At 45.4% G+C, this 17,445-nt stretch carries 12 protein-coding genes; 1 reads left to right on the top strand and 11 read right to left on the bottom strand.

Features of this window, described 5'->3' with window-relative positions; all coding sequences use genetic code 11:
• Window positions 1-190: 190 nt before the first annotated feature.
• On the bottom strand, window positions 191-2,662 hold the full coding sequence (locus ABD894_RS09490; protein ID WP_345210778.1) for a phosphocholine-specific phospholipase C: 2,472 nt from the start codon (window positions 2,660-2,662) through the stop codon (window positions 191-193).
• Between the two features lie 154 nt (window positions 2,663-2,816).
• Between ABD894_RS09490 and ABD894_RS09485 the strand changes: the two genes are divergently transcribed.
• On the top strand, window positions 2,817-3,500 hold the full coding sequence (locus tag ABD894_RS09485) for an HAD-IA family hydrolase (RefSeq protein WP_345210777.1): 684 nt from the start codon (window positions 2,817-2,819) through the stop codon (window positions 3,498-3,500).
• Window positions 3,501-3,605: 105 nt separating this feature from the next.
• On the opposite strand, the gene ABD894_RS09480 is transcribed toward ABD894_RS09485, so the two are convergent.
• From ABD894_RS09480 to ABD894_RS09435, 10 genes are all read right to left on the bottom strand, one after another.
• Window positions 3,606-4,547, bottom strand: a complete 942-nt coding sequence (locus ABD894_RS09480) for an alkaline phosphatase family protein (protein WP_345210776.1) — start codon at window positions 4,545-4,547, stop codon at window positions 3,606-3,608.
• Window positions 4,548-4,580: 33 nt separating this feature from the next.
• On the bottom strand, window positions 4,581-5,957 hold the full coding sequence (locus tag ABD894_RS09475; protein WP_345210775.1) for an aspartate aminotransferase family protein: 1,377 nt from the start codon (window positions 5,955-5,957) through the stop codon (window positions 4,581-4,583).
• Between the two features lie 269 nt (window positions 5,958-6,226).
• Window positions 6,227-7,765 (bottom strand): Ig-like domain-containing protein, encoded by a 1,539-nt coding sequence (locus tag ABD894_RS09470; RefSeq protein ID WP_345210774.1) that lies wholly within the window; start codon window positions 7,763-7,765, stop codon window positions 6,227-6,229.
• 40 nt (window positions 7,766-7,805) lie between these two features.
• Complete coding sequence (locus ABD894_RS09465) at window positions 7,806-8,294, bottom strand: hypothetical protein (protein ID WP_345210773.1); 489 nt, start codon at window positions 8,292-8,294, stop codon at window positions 7,806-7,808.
• Window positions 8,295-8,305: 11 nt separating this feature from the next.
• Complete coding sequence (locus ABD894_RS09460; RefSeq protein ID WP_345210772.1) at window positions 8,306-9,943, bottom strand: LamG-like jellyroll fold domain-containing protein; 1,638 nt, start codon at window positions 9,941-9,943, stop codon at window positions 8,306-8,308.
• An 11-nt stretch (window positions 9,944-9,954) separates the two neighbouring features.
• The gene (locus ABD894_RS09455; RefSeq protein WP_345210771.1) at window positions 9,955-10,797 is read right to left on the bottom strand and encodes a DUF5007 domain-containing protein; all 843 of its coding nucleotides are present in this window, start codon (window positions 10,795-10,797) and stop codon (window positions 9,955-9,957) included.
• Window positions 10,798-10,806: 9 nt separating this feature from the next.
• Complete coding sequence (locus tag ABD894_RS09450) at window positions 10,807-11,445, bottom strand: fasciclin domain-containing protein (RefSeq protein WP_345210770.1); 639 nt, start codon at window positions 11,443-11,445, stop codon at window positions 10,807-10,809.
• An 18-nt stretch (window positions 11,446-11,463) separates the two neighbouring features.
• Complete coding sequence (locus ABD894_RS09445; RefSeq protein ID WP_345210769.1) at window positions 11,464-12,990, bottom strand: RagB/SusD family nutrient uptake outer membrane protein; 1,527 nt, start codon at window positions 12,988-12,990, stop codon at window positions 11,464-11,466.
• Between the two features lie 90 nt (window positions 12,991-13,080).
• The gene (locus tag ABD894_RS09440; RefSeq protein ID WP_345210768.1) at window positions 13,081-16,149 is read right to left on the bottom strand and encodes a SusC/RagA family TonB-linked outer membrane protein; all 3,069 of its coding nucleotides are present in this window, start codon (window positions 16,147-16,149) and stop codon (window positions 13,081-13,083) included.
• A 5-nt stretch (window positions 16,150-16,154) separates the two neighbouring features.
• Window positions 16,155-17,444 carry a RagB/SusD family nutrient uptake outer membrane protein gene (locus tag ABD894_RS09435; RefSeq protein WP_345210767.1) on the bottom strand — a complete coding sequence of 430 codons (1,290 nt, stop codon included), beginning with the start codon at window positions 17,442-17,444 and terminating at the stop codon, window positions 16,155-16,157.
• Window position 17,445: the final 1 nt, after the last annotated feature.

The following is a 17,445-nucleotide window of genomic DNA, read 5'->3' as shown; positions in this document are numbered from 1 at the left end:
GCACCTTATCAGACAGGATATTGAGCGACATTAGTGAAACCGCTGAGGAAAGATATGATAACCTTAGTACGCGAGGTAACATATTTCAACCTGGTTATAAGCACCTGCATACTTTAACCATAAAACTAATAGAGGGCTATCTGCAAACAGATAGCCCTCTATTAGTTTCACCACTCGATTAAGTTATTCCTCACGCGCCTATCGCCGGATCAGTAAAGCCATGCTGACCGGTTTCTACACGCCCGGTGTACCTGCGTAAAAAGGTATCGTTTCCATCTAATGCGATGCCCAAGTCATACCAATGGTGACTGGCTTGCAGGTTGATCACCTTTTTACTTGTTTGCCCCGGTTTGAGGGTAAGTTTTTGGGCCGGCTGTTTGTAAGCGAGGTCGGCTATAGTTAGCTGGAATGTTTTTGTTTTGTTTAAGTTAACCAGATCAATCAGCAGCTCACCGGTTTTGCTGTACGCTACGTTAACAGAAATTTCCGGATCATTTTTACTGCCTGCAAAATGCCTTGAAAAACCGTTAGGTCCGTTTAAAATTAACTGATAGGCATTGTTATCAAAACCATTTAAAGGCCATACGTAACTGATTTCATCGTTACCTTTTACCGCAAAATCCCATACCTGCATTTTCCCTGTTTCGCTATTTGATGTATGGGTAGCAACATTAAAAGGCGCGCCGTTTGCAGTCGCGCTTTTCATCGTGATCTCGAAGCTGTCGCCGGTTTTGTTCAGGTGCCCGTTGGCGTGCAGTTCATAAGGCAAAGCGCATGATCGTCTTTTACCTTTCTCCTGCTGCGGGAAAGCTTTGAATGAAGCAGGATGTTCGTTCACCGTTTTAATGTCCTGTCCGTTTAGTTCTTTATAGTTATGCGGCAGTGCTTTAAATTTACTATTGTAGATACCTTGTATGGTTTTGTCCCTATCTAACGATACCGGGTAGGCGATCTTTTCGCCATTGTACGGTCTGAACACGGAGGTAAGGTCGCCGCATACGGTGCGTCTCCAGTCGCTGATATTGGTATCTTTTAGTTTTTTACCGTTCTTTTTGTTTAAAAAGGTTTCCAGAAATTGCAGGCAAGAGGTATGGTCAAATACCTGCGAATTTACCCAGCCGCCGCGGCTCCATGGCGAGGCGACCACCATAGGCACCCTGAAACCAAGCCCTATCGGGCTTTCTCTGTGACTGTCACCATCTTTTCCGCCCTTTTCATTTTGCGCTTTGGTTACATGTTCAACACTGGTATCTAAACCTGCCGAACTTTTACCTGTTTCGGGCTTTGCCGAATGTGGCGGTACAAAAGGCGCTACGTGGTCAAAATAGCCATCGTTCTCATCATAGTTGAGTATAAAAATGGTCTTTTTCCACACCTCGGGGTTTTTAGTGAGGATATCCATCACCTCCGATATATACCAGGCACCATACCATGGCGAACCCGGGTGATCGGAGAAATTAGACGATGCCGTAAGCCACGATACTGTAGGCAGTTTACCTTTGTTCACATCCTCCCTAAACTGGTGCAGCACATCGCCTTTAGGCACTTTCACTTCACGTTTTACGCCGTTATCATCATACACAAGTGTTTCCAGTTCGTGATAATCAGGATCGTTCACATTGGTTACGAATGCCTTTTGATGGATGTTCTTTTCAAAGTCAGACAGCTTATCATATCTTTCGGCCGTCCATTCGGCTATCTCTTTTTTTACCCGCTCCTGCTGTGCCTTCTGTTCCGTAAGTTTTTTGGCGATCTCCGGTGTTGATGGTTGCTTTTCTAATTCGCTGATCGATTTTTCAATCGCCGCCAATTCTTTCGGAAGGTTATCGCGGTAGGCCTTATGCAGGCGCACGTTATATTGTTTAAAAAATTCGAGGTCGTTATCGGTAAAGTTGGCCAACCAGTCATCTGCCTCGCCTTCAAGTCCTACACCTACACTTAATTCATTCTGGTATACTTTCCATGATACGCCCGCTTCTTCAAGCCTTTCCGGAAAAGTTTTCCAGTTAAGGTCGTGGTAATCAATTTGTCCGTTATATACCTTGGCTTGCGAGTTCTCGTTCTGCTCTTCGCGGATAGTACCCGACCAATAAAAACAGCGGTTAGGGCTGGTACCGGTTAAGGATGAGCAAAAGTTTTGATCGCAAACCGTAAAGGCATCGGCAAGGGCGTAATAGAACGGTATATCCCTCCTATCGTAATAGCCCATGGTTAGCGGCATGTGTTTATATTCGGGGTTGCCCGATTTTTTGCTTTCCAGCCAGCCGTCCATTTTACCTTGGTTACGCGCGTCAACCTGATTATCCCACGAATGTGGTAACGATTGCATCCAGGTAGCTTTTGAATTTTTAATATCGAGGTTGAACGGAATGTAAGTTTCGCCCGCTTTGTTACTTTGCAGCCAAACGAGATTATTATTAGGCAAATGCATAGCCCGCGGATCGTCAAAACCGCGAACACCCTGTAAGGTACCGTAACAATGGTCGAACGAGCGGTTTTCCTGCATCAGAAATACAATGTGTTCGGCATCAAGGTAAGTACTCCCCTTTTCGGCATCAATGGCCAAAGCCTTTTGTATAGATTCGGGCAGTACCGAAAATAATCCGGCGGCACCTGTTAACAGGGTCGCTTTTTTTATAAACTCACGGCGTGTATCACTCATAAAAATATAATATTATTGCTTTTCAGAACAGCGTACTAATTAAGCACATTCTTTTTCACCAACCAAAGATAATTAAGCCACATTAACTAAAATTTAACGCAATGTTTGTTTATTAATAATAAAGTATGTTTAGTTTTGCTAAACATACTTTAACATGAGCAGAACAATTAAAATGGTTGTTTTTGATATGGCCGGCACTACGGTAAACGAAAACAACATAGTTTATAAAACACTACAAAAGGCCATCAACGAGGCCGGATATAATTTTACACTCGACGAAGTTTTAGCGGAAGGTGCCGGAAAAGAGAAATTGCAGGCCATTAAAAGCATACTAAAAACTTATGCAGGCAATACCGATACCGAACTGGCCGACCGTATCTACAGCAATTTTTCGGTTCAGTTGACCGAGGCGTACCAAACAGCTAAGTTATTGCCGCAGCCTAATGCTGCCGATTTATTTTCGGCGTTGAAAGAGCGCAATATCTTCAGGGTATTAAACACGGGCTACAGCAGACCGGTGGCGCAATCTATTATTGACATACTGGATTGGAAAGAGGGTACGGAATACGACCAACTGGTTACCGCTACCGATGTAAGCGGCGGCCGTCCCGAGCCGGATATGATACTCTTCGCTGCTGATAAGTTTGGCATTAAACCTGCCGAAATAATAAAAGTAGGCGATTCGATAATTGATATTGAAGAAGGCAAAAATGCCGGCAGCGCATTAAGCATTGGCATAACCACGGGCGCGCATACACCGGGGCAATTACAGTCTGCCAATCCGGATCATATTATCGATAACTTGATGGAATTATTACCCATCATAGATCGTTACTAAACCCCATCCCAAGCCCCTATTCTTTTCTTATATATACAAAAAGCACGCGATCTTTACAATCGCGTGCTCTGTTATGTGAAAGAAATTATACGCTGATTATAGTGCTTAGTTAAGCCCTACATTAAGATTTTCAGGTTCAGAGAAACCGGTGAAGGCAGCCTTTACAGGGCGCGATGTCCATGAATAAGGTACTTTAAGGTTAAAAACAAACGCTATGGTAGCGGCCAGGTCATACTGGTATACCGGTTGCTGAATTTTGTAGCCCTTTTTTACGCCTTTACCATAATAAATAACCGGAATGTTGATCTCCTCATCAGATTCGCCACCGTGGCCTTTGTTGATACCACCATGATCAGCAACAATTATTACCATCGTATTTTCTTTTATGCCTGCTTTTTCAATCGCTTTTAAAACCGTGCCTATCAGGCTATCGGCTTTGGCAATGGCTTGCAAATATTCAGGGGTCATGTGGCCTTTGTCGTGTCCGGCACCGTCAACGTGGTCAAAATGAAGCAACGCGAACGTAGGTTTTTTAGCAGTAATATAATCCGCGAATTTCTCGGCAGCTTCGGTTTCTGTTTTGGCATACTCGTAATGGTTCACCATCTCTTTTTGCAACAAGCGACCGTAATCATCCCAATGGAAAACAACACCTTGTTCAGCCTGCGGACGTTGCTGGCGAATAATGTCGTAAATGCTTGGTGAACGACCAACCTTATTAACCGCTACAGGGGTCATGTGTTTAGCATCGGGTTTCCAATCGTTTGAGGTGATACCGGTTATTTCAGGACCTGCACCCAAAATCATGGCCGACCAGTTTGATGAGCTTGATGATGGTAATACAGTACGCGCGTTTTGTTTAAAAGCGCCTTCCTCAATCATGCGGTGCATAACCGGGGCATTAGCTTTTAACAACCCGTTAACGCTTAATCCGTCAATACCGATAACTATCACATGCTCAGCCAGCGGTTTACCGCTCCTTTGCTGGGCCTGCAAATTTGTACCTCCTAAAGCGATAATCGCCAATACACTTAAAATACGTTTCATAGTAGTTTTTCTTCTGTTTATATTCTATTGTTTTTATTCTGCACCGCCATTGGCATACACCATGGCTTGTTCCAATATATTCAGGGCTTCATCCAGCTCTTGCAGGGTAATGATCAAAGGCGGGTAAAGGCATAGCACATTACCATCTGATACCTTAAGGCTTAAACCCAGTTCGAGGCATTTGTACAGTATTTTTTCTGCGGATTGCGTGTACTTCTCTTTGGTAGAGCGGTCTTTTACCAGTTCAACTCCCCATAAAAGGCCCTTGCCGCGTACATCGCCAATAAAGGCAAAACGCTGTTTCATTGCTTGCAGGCGATTGTCCATAAATTCGGCTGCTTGTGCTACATGCGCCAGGGTGTTGTTGCTTTCCATATAATCGAAAGCGGCCAGGGCAGCCACAGCACCCAATGGGTTTTTTTCGTGGGTGAAATGCCCCAATGATACCTGCGCGGCAACGTTCAGTTCGTCCTTACAAACTATAGCGGCCATAGGTATAATACCGGCGCCCAGCCCTTTACCCAGTACCAGTATATCGGGCACTATGCCGTAATGCTGATAGGCAAACATGGTTCCGGTGCGGCCCATCCCGATAGGAATTTCATCGAACACCAGTAAAACGCCATGCTTATCGCATATTTCGCGCACCCTTTGCCAGTACGCTTTTGATGGCACATGAACAGTGGTACTGCGAATAGTTTCGGCCACCAGTATGCCCACGTCTCCTTCTTTTTGTATAATATACTCCAGATAATCGGCATAAGCCAAATCGCCGCCTTCGGTATTGTTGGGATTGAACCACATGCCCCTGTAGCTGTCAACCGGTGGTACGTGTACACTACCGGCCATCAGCGGACCAAGCCCTTGCTGAAAAACGTATTCGCCGCCAAGCGAAATACTATCCATAGATGCGCCGTGAAAAGAATCGTACATGGCTATGGTTTTGTACTTGCCGGTATAAATACGCGCCAGTTTCATGGCCATCGCTATGGCTGATGTTCCTCCCGGAGCAAACAGCACGCGCGACAAGGCATTATCCGTTAATGCAGAAAGCCGTTCGGCAAGGCTTATAGCCGGGATATTGGTATACCGGCGCGGACAAAAAGCCAGTGTATCTAACTGCTCTTTTACCCTGCCGATAATGTACTCGTTATGATAACCCAGCTGATGTACGTTGTTCCCGTGAAAATCAATGTATGATTTCCCCGACAGGTTGGTGATCCTGATACCTTCTGCCGATTCCAGTACATCCAAACAAGGCGTAGACAGGGCCTGATGCAGAAAATGATCCGAATCGTTTTTCAGCGCAGCTTGCGAAGCCGGATCATTAATACTTTGATTCCAACTCTCGCGGCTTTCACTTAAATTAAGATCGCCTTCTGTATGCAGATATCCTTCGCGGTTTGTCATTTAGTTCAATTTTTATAATGCTTGTATTAACTCACCCCGACATCGCTTCGCTTGTCACCCCTCTCTGCTTCGCAAAGAGGGGGCTTCACTTCTTGCTATTACTACCCTCTTTGCGGCAAAGCCGTAGAGAGGGTGGTCCAGCGAAGCGTAGACCGGGTGAGTTGATTATTGCGATGGCAGGGAGGGATTTTTACAGTTTCAAATGAAAAGCTCTGTTGATGAAACCCCTCCCTACACCCTCCCGAGGGAGGGAATCGCACATTCTCTATTTAGTCGGTTACGTAAAGGCCTGATACTTCTGCCGCGCTTAGTGCTTTGTTGTAGATCCTTACATCATCTACTAAACCGCTAAGTGTTTTGCGTGTATCGTCGCCGCTGTTGTAAACGCCTGATCCATCTTCCCATATAGTGAACGGATAATCGTTGGCGCTATCCCAAAGCGGACCTTTTAATGTATTCAAATCAAAGCTGGCAGGTTTTGTAGCCTGAACGGTTTCTTTGGCATCGATATATACATGCAGTAATTTAGCTGTCTGGTCAACCACTACGGTCACCATGTGCCATTTATCATCGGCAACCGCCGCTGCCTGGGGGGTAGTTTCATTAGCTCTCCAGTCCATACGGTTACTTACGCCACCTGCATCGCCTGTTATTTTCACCAACCAGCCTCTGCCTGGTGAACCGGGCCCGGTATAGGTATCGCCTCCATCGGTAGCTACCACAAAACCCGGGTTACCGCCGCTATCCCAATTAGAGTTTGAGAACAATGCAGGATCAGAACCGATACCTTTTAGTTTCACCCAAATGCTGAAGCTGAAGTTTTGTGTAAGTGACGGTTTTAATAAATTATGCTTAGGGAATACCGCATACGAACCTGAAACAAATGATGCAACCCTGCCTCTGTCAGCGTCATTAACGAAGCTTACACTGGCGGTTGCATGCTCACCCAACATCGCGTCAAGCTTGTTTCCGCTGGCATCGTGCAAGTCGTTATCCATTGGTAACCAGGCAACCAAAGCGGTGTTACTGCCGCTGGTAGTGGTAAAGCTCCATGATGTTGGGGTTAAAAACCCTTCAAAGGCTTTTCCATCGGCATCCACAATAGTACCGGCATCGGCAAGTACGTAGTAAGCAGTACCAAATTTAAGCGGCGTTGCCAGTTTAACTGTTACACGCTTACCCTCAACCACAACCGACTGGCTGCCTACTGCAAGCTCTGCTACTTTTACGTTACCTGTAGTTTCATATACAGCGATATTTCCGGCGCCTTTTATAACGTTGTTGGCAAAGGTAAGTTCCAGTTTTAACAAAGAACCATCGGTACTACCCGGTAGCGGGCTAAGTGAAGTAAGCGGAAGGCCGCTTGAGCCAACCGTTTTAAACGTCCACGAAAAACCATCGGGCAAGCCCATAAATTTATTGCCAAGCAAGTCGGTAACAATGCCCTGTTCAAGGCTAACGGTGTAGTTTTGGTCTGCTTCCAGATCGTTTACCGGGTTAATTACCAGGATACGTTTATCATCGGCAATAGTAACCGCGTCAGAGGTGATATCTATGCGTTGGGTATCTACCTTACTGGCAATTACCACGGTACCTGCACCTTTTTTAATAATTTCGTTAAAGGTTAGCACCAGGTTACTACCTACTGCAACTCCCTCAACCGCCGAAGTAGGGTTATAGCTGACAACAACCGGGTTACCCGTATCAACTGTATAATCGTTTTCCTGTTTACATGACGTGAACAAGGCCAGGCCAAGCATAACCATTGTGCATGATACAGCAAATGGTTTAGTGTAAATTTTCTTCATATCTTAATTGAAAATCTCTTTATATATTTCAGTGCAGCTATTATTGACGGGCAAGTGTTACCCTGAAGTTTCCTTTTCCGGTCGCCTTGGTATCGGTATTTTCCCATCCCATAAAAAATGAGATAGTTAGGGAGTTTGATGAAACCTTTATATTAAAATCATCCACCGGGCCAATGCCTGCCACGTTAACTTTGGCGCTATCAGCAGTTTGTTTCACACTCCAGGTACCCGACGCGTTGTTGCCAAATACAACCGGACAATCCTGTGCCATAAACCTGGCCGGGTTGCCTGATGCCTCTGTGGTAAATACCAAACGCATAGATCCAAATACTTCTGCCGGTACATTTTCAGGCGTTACAATATCCCTTGGCGTTGCCCAGGTACCGTCAAGCCTGCCTGCTACCAGTTGGTCTGCACTCAGGTTGTTATCGGGATGCACCAAATCCTTGTTGCACGAAGTAGCTCCTGCTACAACAATCAATGCCACAAGCACAATAAAAACCGATCTTAAGCTAAATCTCTTTATCATATCATTTTGTGTTAATTGTTCACTTTAAACAGGCGATACGGAACGTTAGATTTCAGTACGCTTCCTTCCAAACCCCAGCTGCCATCGGCACGCATGCCCAGGTGGCTCAAAATATTTACTGATACATCAGTAAGGCCGATAGGGTAATACGGGTGGCGCTCGCTCGCCGGGCCAACCAACTCGCCGTTATTGCCTTTGCCGCTATAATCTTTTACAATAGTTCCCCTTACATCATCCATTTTCAGGTAGAGGTTTAAAGAGGCTTTGTTAGGGTGATCGCTGGTTTCGATATTGCGTAGGTACATGTATTTTTGAATGGTAGCGGCTGACAGTACATCCGTCCAGATCCTTACCTCGTTAAATGAACCGGCCCAGTTAGGCGCGCCACCACTATAGGTTTGCGTACCATCTTGTCCAAGGCACAAATAATCATAAGGTGAAGCCATGTTATCGCCGTCCTTATAGGTAAGCGTTGATTCGGCTACCTTTACACCATCCTGGTAAACCGCGCAAACTTTGGTTTTATCGAAAGTAACAGCCAGGTGATGCCAGTTGCCGTCTTCCAGCGCCTTGGTTGAGCCAATATCGTAACGTTCTGATTTTTTGTTGGCGATGTTGATCTTCCAGGTTGAACCGCTGCGGCAAATAGTATAACCCGGTAAACCGCCCGAATCCCAGTTTTTATCCCCAATGATTGATGGGTCACTGGTATTAGCGCCTGCCTTTACCCATGTCTCTATGGTAAACTTGTTCATACCCTGTAGCGGTGTTCCTTTAATGGGCACACGCACATAAGTACGGTCGCCCGAACTGGCTTTATTGATCGTGAGGATATTATCAGCGTTTTCCCTCGGGGCCAATGACGCGCCTACAAGCTCTTTGTTATCCAGCTCGCTTCCCGAAAGAATGATAGGCACGTTGATCTCTTCCGGGCTTGTACTTTGAGGCACGCCTGATTCTGTACCGCCATATGTAGATGCCAGGAAAATATCCCAATCTTCATTGGCATAACCTGTACGTGCTTCAATAGCCGCGTTTAAGCCTGCAACATACTCGTCAATTTTTTGGATAGCCAATACATAACGTGCCTGGCGAAGCTGAAAGCCAACCTGCTCACCCACTTCGGCCGGGCTGCTGAACTGTACGAATACCGCGCCCATATCTGCCTGTTTTACAAGCTCGGCAGCTTTTTTGTACACTTCCTCGTCAGTACCGTACTGAAATTTTTGATCGGCCGCCTGGTTAAGCAGGGTATTGATCTCGGGGGTACGCACAATAGAAGCCACTACTATAGATGGAGCGCCTGTTTTGATACGTGCCACTACCGAAGGGTATTGCGTAAACTTATTACCCGAATACGATTTGTTTATTGTTACCCCATGTTTATCAGATGATACACCGGTAAGCATGGTTGCCCAGCCAGAGCTTGAAAAGGCAGGTATGCCGCCGTAACCGTTCATACTGTACGAAGCATCAGCGGTTATTTTATCAATACCCGGTGTAGCCGCGTAATCAATGGCAGTATTGATAATACCATCTACGCCGATAACCAGTATTTTTTTGGTTTTAGCCGTCTGAGCGTAAGCTCCTTCACCGGCGCCTAAAAAGATGGCCAGTATTAAGCAGGAATATTTAAAAATACGTTTCATTTCTCTTCTCCTTATTTATATAACCGAATCACGTAACTACCCGGCAGACCTATCACAAAATTGAAGTTCTCGCTTACATAGCTTACTACGCCTGTACTGCTTGTTATTTTCCAGGTACAGTAAGTATCTGCCTCCTTTACCGGGAAATTCACATTCCATATCTCGCCGTCATTGGCATCGTTAACAAATGTGCCCTTAAAGCCCATAGCTCGATCTTTGGTAAAGTCGATCTGATCGCCGCCAAGCGGGGTACCGTTCAAATAACCCACAAACTTGATCTGATTAGGTGTATCGCCCACACGTTCTATCTCGGGCTGTTTAGCCATCCCGGCCGACCATGTTTTCACTTCAAATTCTTTAAATTCAATTACCAGCGCGTCTTTAAGCACCCTGCCGCCCGATTGGTTAGCCACCCTTATATCAAAGTGGTACTCACCGGCAGGGATCCTGTTACCTTCCAGTATTTCCAGCTGGCCGGTATGTTGATTAATGCTTACAGCGGGCGTCATTACCGTATCTGTTTTAAGTAGTAGTTCGGCAGGTGTTTCGTTACCTACAATAGGCTCTTTGTAGCGCACTACCGGTATATTTTCGTTTAGGGCGGTTGTTTTAAGCCCGTTAAGTTCGCGCACTTCAACAATTTCAAAATTGAGCGGCAGTGTTGAGGTTGATACCTGGAAATTGCCGATGTTTTGCTGCAAGCCCGAAATGGCGTATTGCTTCCTGTTCTTGTAGCTGATATCGGGCGCAAGGCTTCCCTCCTGCGGAATTTTGGTACAGGCACTCATGAGCAGTGTACCGCAGGCAAAAAGCGCCGTTATTAAAAACAAGGATATTTTTCTGTTGCGTTTCATCACCATTACTTAATTAAATCCAAAAATGTGTGTGTTTGAATTGAGTATATGCACTATGCCGTTGGTCGACCGCAGATCGGCTGTGACCACCTCTACCGATTGGTAAATCTCTTTTTGCCCATCAGGGCTGATGTTAAGAGAGAAAACCACATACTTGGCTCCCATGTTAACATTGCCCAAATAATCATCTGTTATAATGTTAAAGCGGGCTTTTTTACCATCAAATGTGGTGGCGTAGCTGTAGGTAGTAGCCAGTTTATTACGAACTATCTCTTCGTTAGGAATAATGTAGTTTTTAAGGATCTCCGTTATCTTCACCATATCTTCCTGCGGAATGGCCTCTAATGTTGCCGGTCTTTTTTCCGGATCAGGGTATAACAGTTTAAAATAGTTGTGAATTGAATAATCCCTCGGGGCTAAAAATGTGTTGCCCTTGGCGTTAACAGCGCTCTCAAGGCCGGTAAGCTTTATTAAACGGGCCAGCGTATCAAACGTAGCAGGGTGGCTGGTCAGGTAATCCATAGTGGATACACCCAAAACACCTGATTGCTCGGCGGGTACATTACCCCCGTCAGTAAAATAGGCGTCTTTGCATCCCACAACAAACAGGACACCTATTAACGCGATTGCTTTGATTAATTTTATCATTTCGAATGCGTGTTTATATTATTGATTAAACTGCCAGTAATAGGTTTGCTCCATATTAGGGTTGTTGGCAAAGGCCTCGTCGCTAACCGGGAAGAAACCGGCACCGTCTTTTTCGCCCTGAGCGGTAATGAAGCTGTTAAACTCGTGCAGGCGGCCTAAGCGAACCAGGTCATACACACGGTGAAACTCACCGATCAGTTCTCTGCGCCTTTCTGCCAGTACTTCTTCAATAACAACCGGTGCATCATCCCTTGTAAATACCGGGATACCGGCACGGATACGTACTTTGTTCAGGTTGTCTAAAGCCTCCGGAACACGGCCAAGCCTTGCATCGGCTTCCGCTTTCAGAAGCAGCACATCAGCATACCTGAAAATAGGTACCGGTGCATCCATCAGGTTATAACTTCTGTCTTTCACCTTTCTGAATTTGGCGAACATGATTGCACGCTCACCATTTTGCAACGGATCAGGGAATATTGGCCTAAGCTCGCTGCTGCTTACCGAAAAATCTATACTTTGAAAGAAAGCATTAACCCTTTTATCTGATTTATCCCTCGCATAGTCCGGATAGATCTCCAATATTTTTGATTTTGGCACGGCCAGCGAAAGCTCGCCCCTTGAGGTGTATGGGTTGGTTAGATAATACGTCATGATGTGGCCGTAGTAATCTGAATATTCCCCTTTTTTAACATCGTAGTACATCTCAAAGATGATCTCTTCAGATTCGCCGGTATCAAACAAGGTACGCAGGCCATCCATTGTCACCAGTTTGAAAACGCCCGAATCCATAATTTCTTTAATGGCATCAGAAGCCCCCTGGTAATCCTTCAGCCACATTAAAGCATGCGCTTTAAGGGCAAGGGCGGCACCTTTTGTACCTCTCGACATCGACTCCTTACGGGTACCTTTATTTTGCCATACCAGATCAGGCAGTGCTATGTTCACTTCATCAACCACCATTTTCATTACCTCGGCAAGTGGTTTTCTGCCCAGTGCCTCTACGTTACGCGCGGTAAGATTAATAGGCACATCGCCCCAAATACGTGCTGCATAAAAATGCGACATGGCGCGCAGGAAACGTGCATCGGCAAGTAACTGGGCCTTTCTTTCGTTGGTTAGTCCGTTTGTAATGGCCGGTATTTTCTCCAGCACCAGGTTACATTGCTCAATAGCCCTGTAAAACAGGCGCCAGTTGGTCATCGGCTCCAACTCAGTACGCTGTATCAGGTGGTTTTGGAAACCCGCGTTCCAGTCGCCGTCGTTATTAGGTGTGATCCAGTCGCCTGAACGCGAATCACCCCAGAAATAATAATCACCCCATGAGCCGTTACGTGTAGTTGAAGGGGTATCGTCTTTTGTTAAACCCGACAATCCTCTGCGGAAGATAGCGAAAGCTGCCGCCACCGCGCCTTCAGCATCAGCACCTGTTTGCCAGGCCTGGTCTTCTGTTACCGTATTGATCGGTTTTTCGTCCAGCCACTTTTTACAGCTTGTTTCGGCAATCATTATCACCAGCAGGAACATGGCAATTACCTTATTTTTCATCTCTTTAATTTTTATTTTTTTGATGATGCTATCATGATCTCTTATCACGACGGCCTTCATATTAAATTGAACCTATATCTCTCCGTCAGATTAAAACCCTAATGACACGCCAAACAGTAACATTCTGCGCATTGGGTAACCTCCCGAAACATCAAAACCATCTATACTTACCAGCTCCGCATCAGGGCCGCTGTATTTTTGGAAGGTAATCACGTTATCCATAGTGCAATACACTCTCATCCTGTCAAAAGGCAGGCGTGGTATAATCTTCTTAGTGAAATTGTATGATAATGTAACCGCTTTAATTTTGAAGTAAGAACCATCCTCAATGTATTCAGAGTCGAGATTAACAACTTGCGATATACCATTCCATGGGTTTAAAGTAGGGTACCTGGCATTGTCACCGCTTTTTTCCCATATCGAATAGTTATCGAAGTTGGGCAAAGATGAGATACCGGCAAAGCTTTTATCCAGTTTAAGCCTGTCAAGCAAAGCGGTATTAACAATATCCCGGCCGATAACGAAAGTGGAAACTATATTTAAACCGAAGCCTTTATAGTTGAGGTCGTTGGTCCAGCCGCCGGTCCATTTCGGATTGGGGTTACCTGCATAGATACGGTCAGATACATCTATCCTGTAATCGCCGTTCTGATCTTTAAAATTACGGTCGCCAACCTTTAGTATCTTACGATCAAGCCCGGTTAGCGGCGCTCCTGTTTTAGGATCTACCGGTATTTGGTTTTCCGTTTGATAAATCCCCTGCGATTCGTAGAAAAAGAAGCCGTTTAACGGTGCACCTACCCTGATTATAGTACCAAAGTCCTGGCCGCCGCTTTTGCCCACTTTTACAATGTCGGCGTTACCATCAGGAAGCGAGATCACCCTGTTTTTGTTAAAAGCGAAGTTTAAGCCTGTGCTCCAGGTAAAATTGCGGCTTACATTCATATTGGTGTTCAGCGTAAACTCTAAACCGCGGTTTAATACGTTGGCCGCATTACGGTAAACCTGGTTATACCCCGATGTTGTAGGCAGGTCTGTAGTCAACAGCAATCCTTTTGTTAATTTCTCGTAAGCATCAAATATGAACTCCACTTTTTTATTAAAGAAGGAAAGATCCACACCGATGTTGCTCATTGAGGTTTTTACCCAGGTTAGGTTCTCGTTTTTGAAACCATTGTACCAGGTAGGTGTATAGCCGGAGATACCACCGTAAGAGATTTGCAGCAATGAATTATACTGATCAAGCGCGCCGCCATTCATGATACCAAGGGCGAGGTAATCGTTATCCCACGTGGTACCGGATAAACCGTAGCTACCGCGGATCTTTCCGCTTGATAACCAGTTCCAGTTTTCAAATATTTTTTCTTTGCTAAAGTTCCAGCCGGCCGAAACAGAGGGGAAGATACCCCAACGGTTAGCCGCGCCAAATTTTGATGACCCATCTGTACGGATAGAAGCGCCAAACAGGTATTTCTCTTTGTATGAATAATCTAACCTGCTGAAGTACGACATCAGCGTATTAGCGGTATAATTACTGTTACCTATACTTTGCCCCTTAGGCCAGTTAACGGTTTCAGATAAAGTTGGCGCCGCGCTTACAGCGCTTACCGTTGTAATTTTCGATTCCAGTTTTTCAGCACTCTGGCCAACCAGCAAACTTATTTTGTGGCCGTCGCCAAACTTAGGCGCGTAGGTTAAAGTATTTTGAAAAAGCAGGTTTCGGTTTTCACCTACTCCGCTTTTATTGCCCGACCGCAGCGTGCGGCGCGATGAAGCAGATGAATCCTGCATTAACCTCAGATATTCTAAACTTAAACTGGCTTTATAGCTTAGGTTTTTTATGATATTTAATGTAGCATCAGTACTAAAACGTACCCTGTCGTTAAGATTTGATATTTTGCCCGGCTGGTACACTTCAGCGCCTTTTACAGTATTATTATCCGGAAGTGGCAGCAAGGATGAATAATTACTGTTAAGCGAACCCGGGTTACTGCCTTTATCTGTACGTGAAATAGCCAGCGTATTGTTGATGATCAGTTTCTTGTTTAAGGCATTGAAGGTTGTACTGGCCATGGTGCTGTAACGTTTGAACCCTGTATTGAACAGAATACCTTCGTTATTCATATAACCCATGCTGATACTGTACTGACCAAAATCGCCCGCGCCCCTTACAGAACCGCTATAATCCTGGGTAACGGAAGTATTATACAAATACCCCTGCCAGTCAGACGAGTTATGATAAAATGGGTTAGTTACATCACTGTACATTGATGGCATATAGGTACCAAACGGCGCATACAAATCGTATAAGCGGGTAACCTGCTCACGCTCTTTATTTCCTCCGGCAACATCCTGCAATTGCGGTACAAAGTTGATACCCGTACGAATATTCAGATTGATTTGCGGTTTGCCTATCTTTCCTTTTTTAGTGGTGATCAAAATTACACCATTAGCCGCCCTCGAACCATAAATGGCCGCCGCGGATGCATCCTTTAGTACTACTACATCTTCAATATCGCTCGGGTTAAGATCGGCCAGTACGTTGGTACTGGTAATGGCAAACTCGCTGCTTGTTTTTGAAATGATGGGAATACCATCAACCACATATAAGGGTTCAGACATCGCGGAAGCATCATCACGGCTTACGGCCGCCAAACCCCTGATGATAATGGCAGGCGATGCGCCCGGCTCACCGGAATTGAGTTGGATGTTTACACCCGCTACCCTACCCTGCAATAATGATTCGAAAGATTCTGCCGCCTGGGTTTCGGTGATCTTATCCATTTTAACAGAAGCTACCGAACCGGTAATTTCAAGCTTGGCCTGGGTTTTATAACCTACTACCAATACTTCACCCAGTGTTTTATTATCCTCAACCAAACGGATGGTTAAATCAGATGCTTTTTTATAAACTACTTTAAGGTTTTGAAAACCGATAGACGTACAAAGCAACGTATCGCCTACGGTGAGCGGTAAACGGAACGTTCCGGAATTATCCGTCATGGCGCCGCCTTTTTTACCTTGTACTTTTATGGTAGCTCCTATCACTGCTTCGCCCCGCTGATCGGTTACTTTACCCGTTGTAACAGTTTGAGCGATAACACTTACAGGAATCACCAGTACTACAAAAAGAAAAACTCTTTTTATTAATGCCTTCATTATATTTAATTTTTCGATAACCAATAACTGTTTTGACTTAATGAATTACCCTTCAAGCTATTTGCCGATAATGGCCAGTAAGCTGCCCCGTTTTGCACATCGGCTTCGGTAAATACCGGGATGAATGTGCTCACTTTACCAAACCTGATGAGGTCGAACACGCGCTGACCGGTGCCCGGCAGCATACGCCTGCGTTCGGTTAGCAGGGCATCGGCAAAGGTTGTTTCGCTTAATGTGCTGTAATCTTCTTTTGCGCCGGCTGCTGCTTTTATCAGGTAGGTTTTAGCCTCGCTCAAGTGCCCGCCCCGCCAGGCCGCTTCCGCGAAAAGCAGGTTGATTTCGCGCAGCGGTAAAAGCTCCAGCATATCTTTGTTGCTAATTATCAGCGTTGCGGTATTGTCGGCGGTTGAAATGTTGAACATATTACGCCTGGTATCTCCGGTTGGATAAATGGTGTTGAACCTCTCAAGCGGCATGCGCACTACTTTCTCATCCAGCGGATTTTGAGGAATCTCGGTCCGCCTGTCAGCCCCTACCGATAAACCGAAAGCAGATAAGCTATCGGCAGTGGCAGCGGTAAAAGTATTATTAAGTACATCATAAGCATTTTGGCCGTTACCCAGCCATAGCTGTTCTTGTGCCAGCAATGAAGTAGCTGCTGTTTTATTAAACCTGATATTGGTTAAGGAAACGCTTTCTATACCGTCATCGTTGATCAGCATCCATGGTAAAAGGCCTTTGGCTTCCAATGCCCAGGCTGCGGCCATCTTAACAGCGTCCTGATTGCTCAGGCGTACACCGAAGTTGCTTTTTTCGGCAGATGGGATATCGCCCCATATACGGGCCAGGTAAAAATATGCCGACGATTTAAGCGCCAGTGCTTCACCTTTAAATAAATTACGCTGGTTGTTATTTAGTATGCTTGCATCTGCCTTATTAATAATATTAAGCAAATCGTTAGCATCTTTTATTACATCGTAAAAGTAGCCCCAGTCGGTAAGTTGTTTTACGTAACGATCATCTGAGGTTAGCTTTTGTGTTGCTACTGCCTGCTGATAGTTAACGGTTACCGTAAGATCGCCGGTTCTGGCTTCGCCATACATTAACCATGCGTAATTGGCCAGTAGCGCCCTCCGAAGGTCAACATAGCCTCCAACAACAGCCTGCTCTATCTTCTGCGCCGAATCATAATATCCTTCGGCAACTGTTCTGTTATCCAAATCGGTAGTGAGCGAATCCTTGCACGAAGTAAGGACACACAACAGCACAACCGGGATGAGCTTCCAAAATTTCATA

Origin of the sequence: Mucilaginibacter gynuensis (genome assembly GCF_039541195.1) — a bacterium.
Classification (GTDB): domain Bacteria; phylum Bacteroidota; class Bacteroidia; order Sphingobacteriales; family Sphingobacteriaceae; genus Mucilaginibacter; species Mucilaginibacter gynuensis.
The sequence above is the reverse complement of the archived record's forward strand: the minus strand, read 5'-3'. Positions and strand labels throughout refer to the sequence as shown.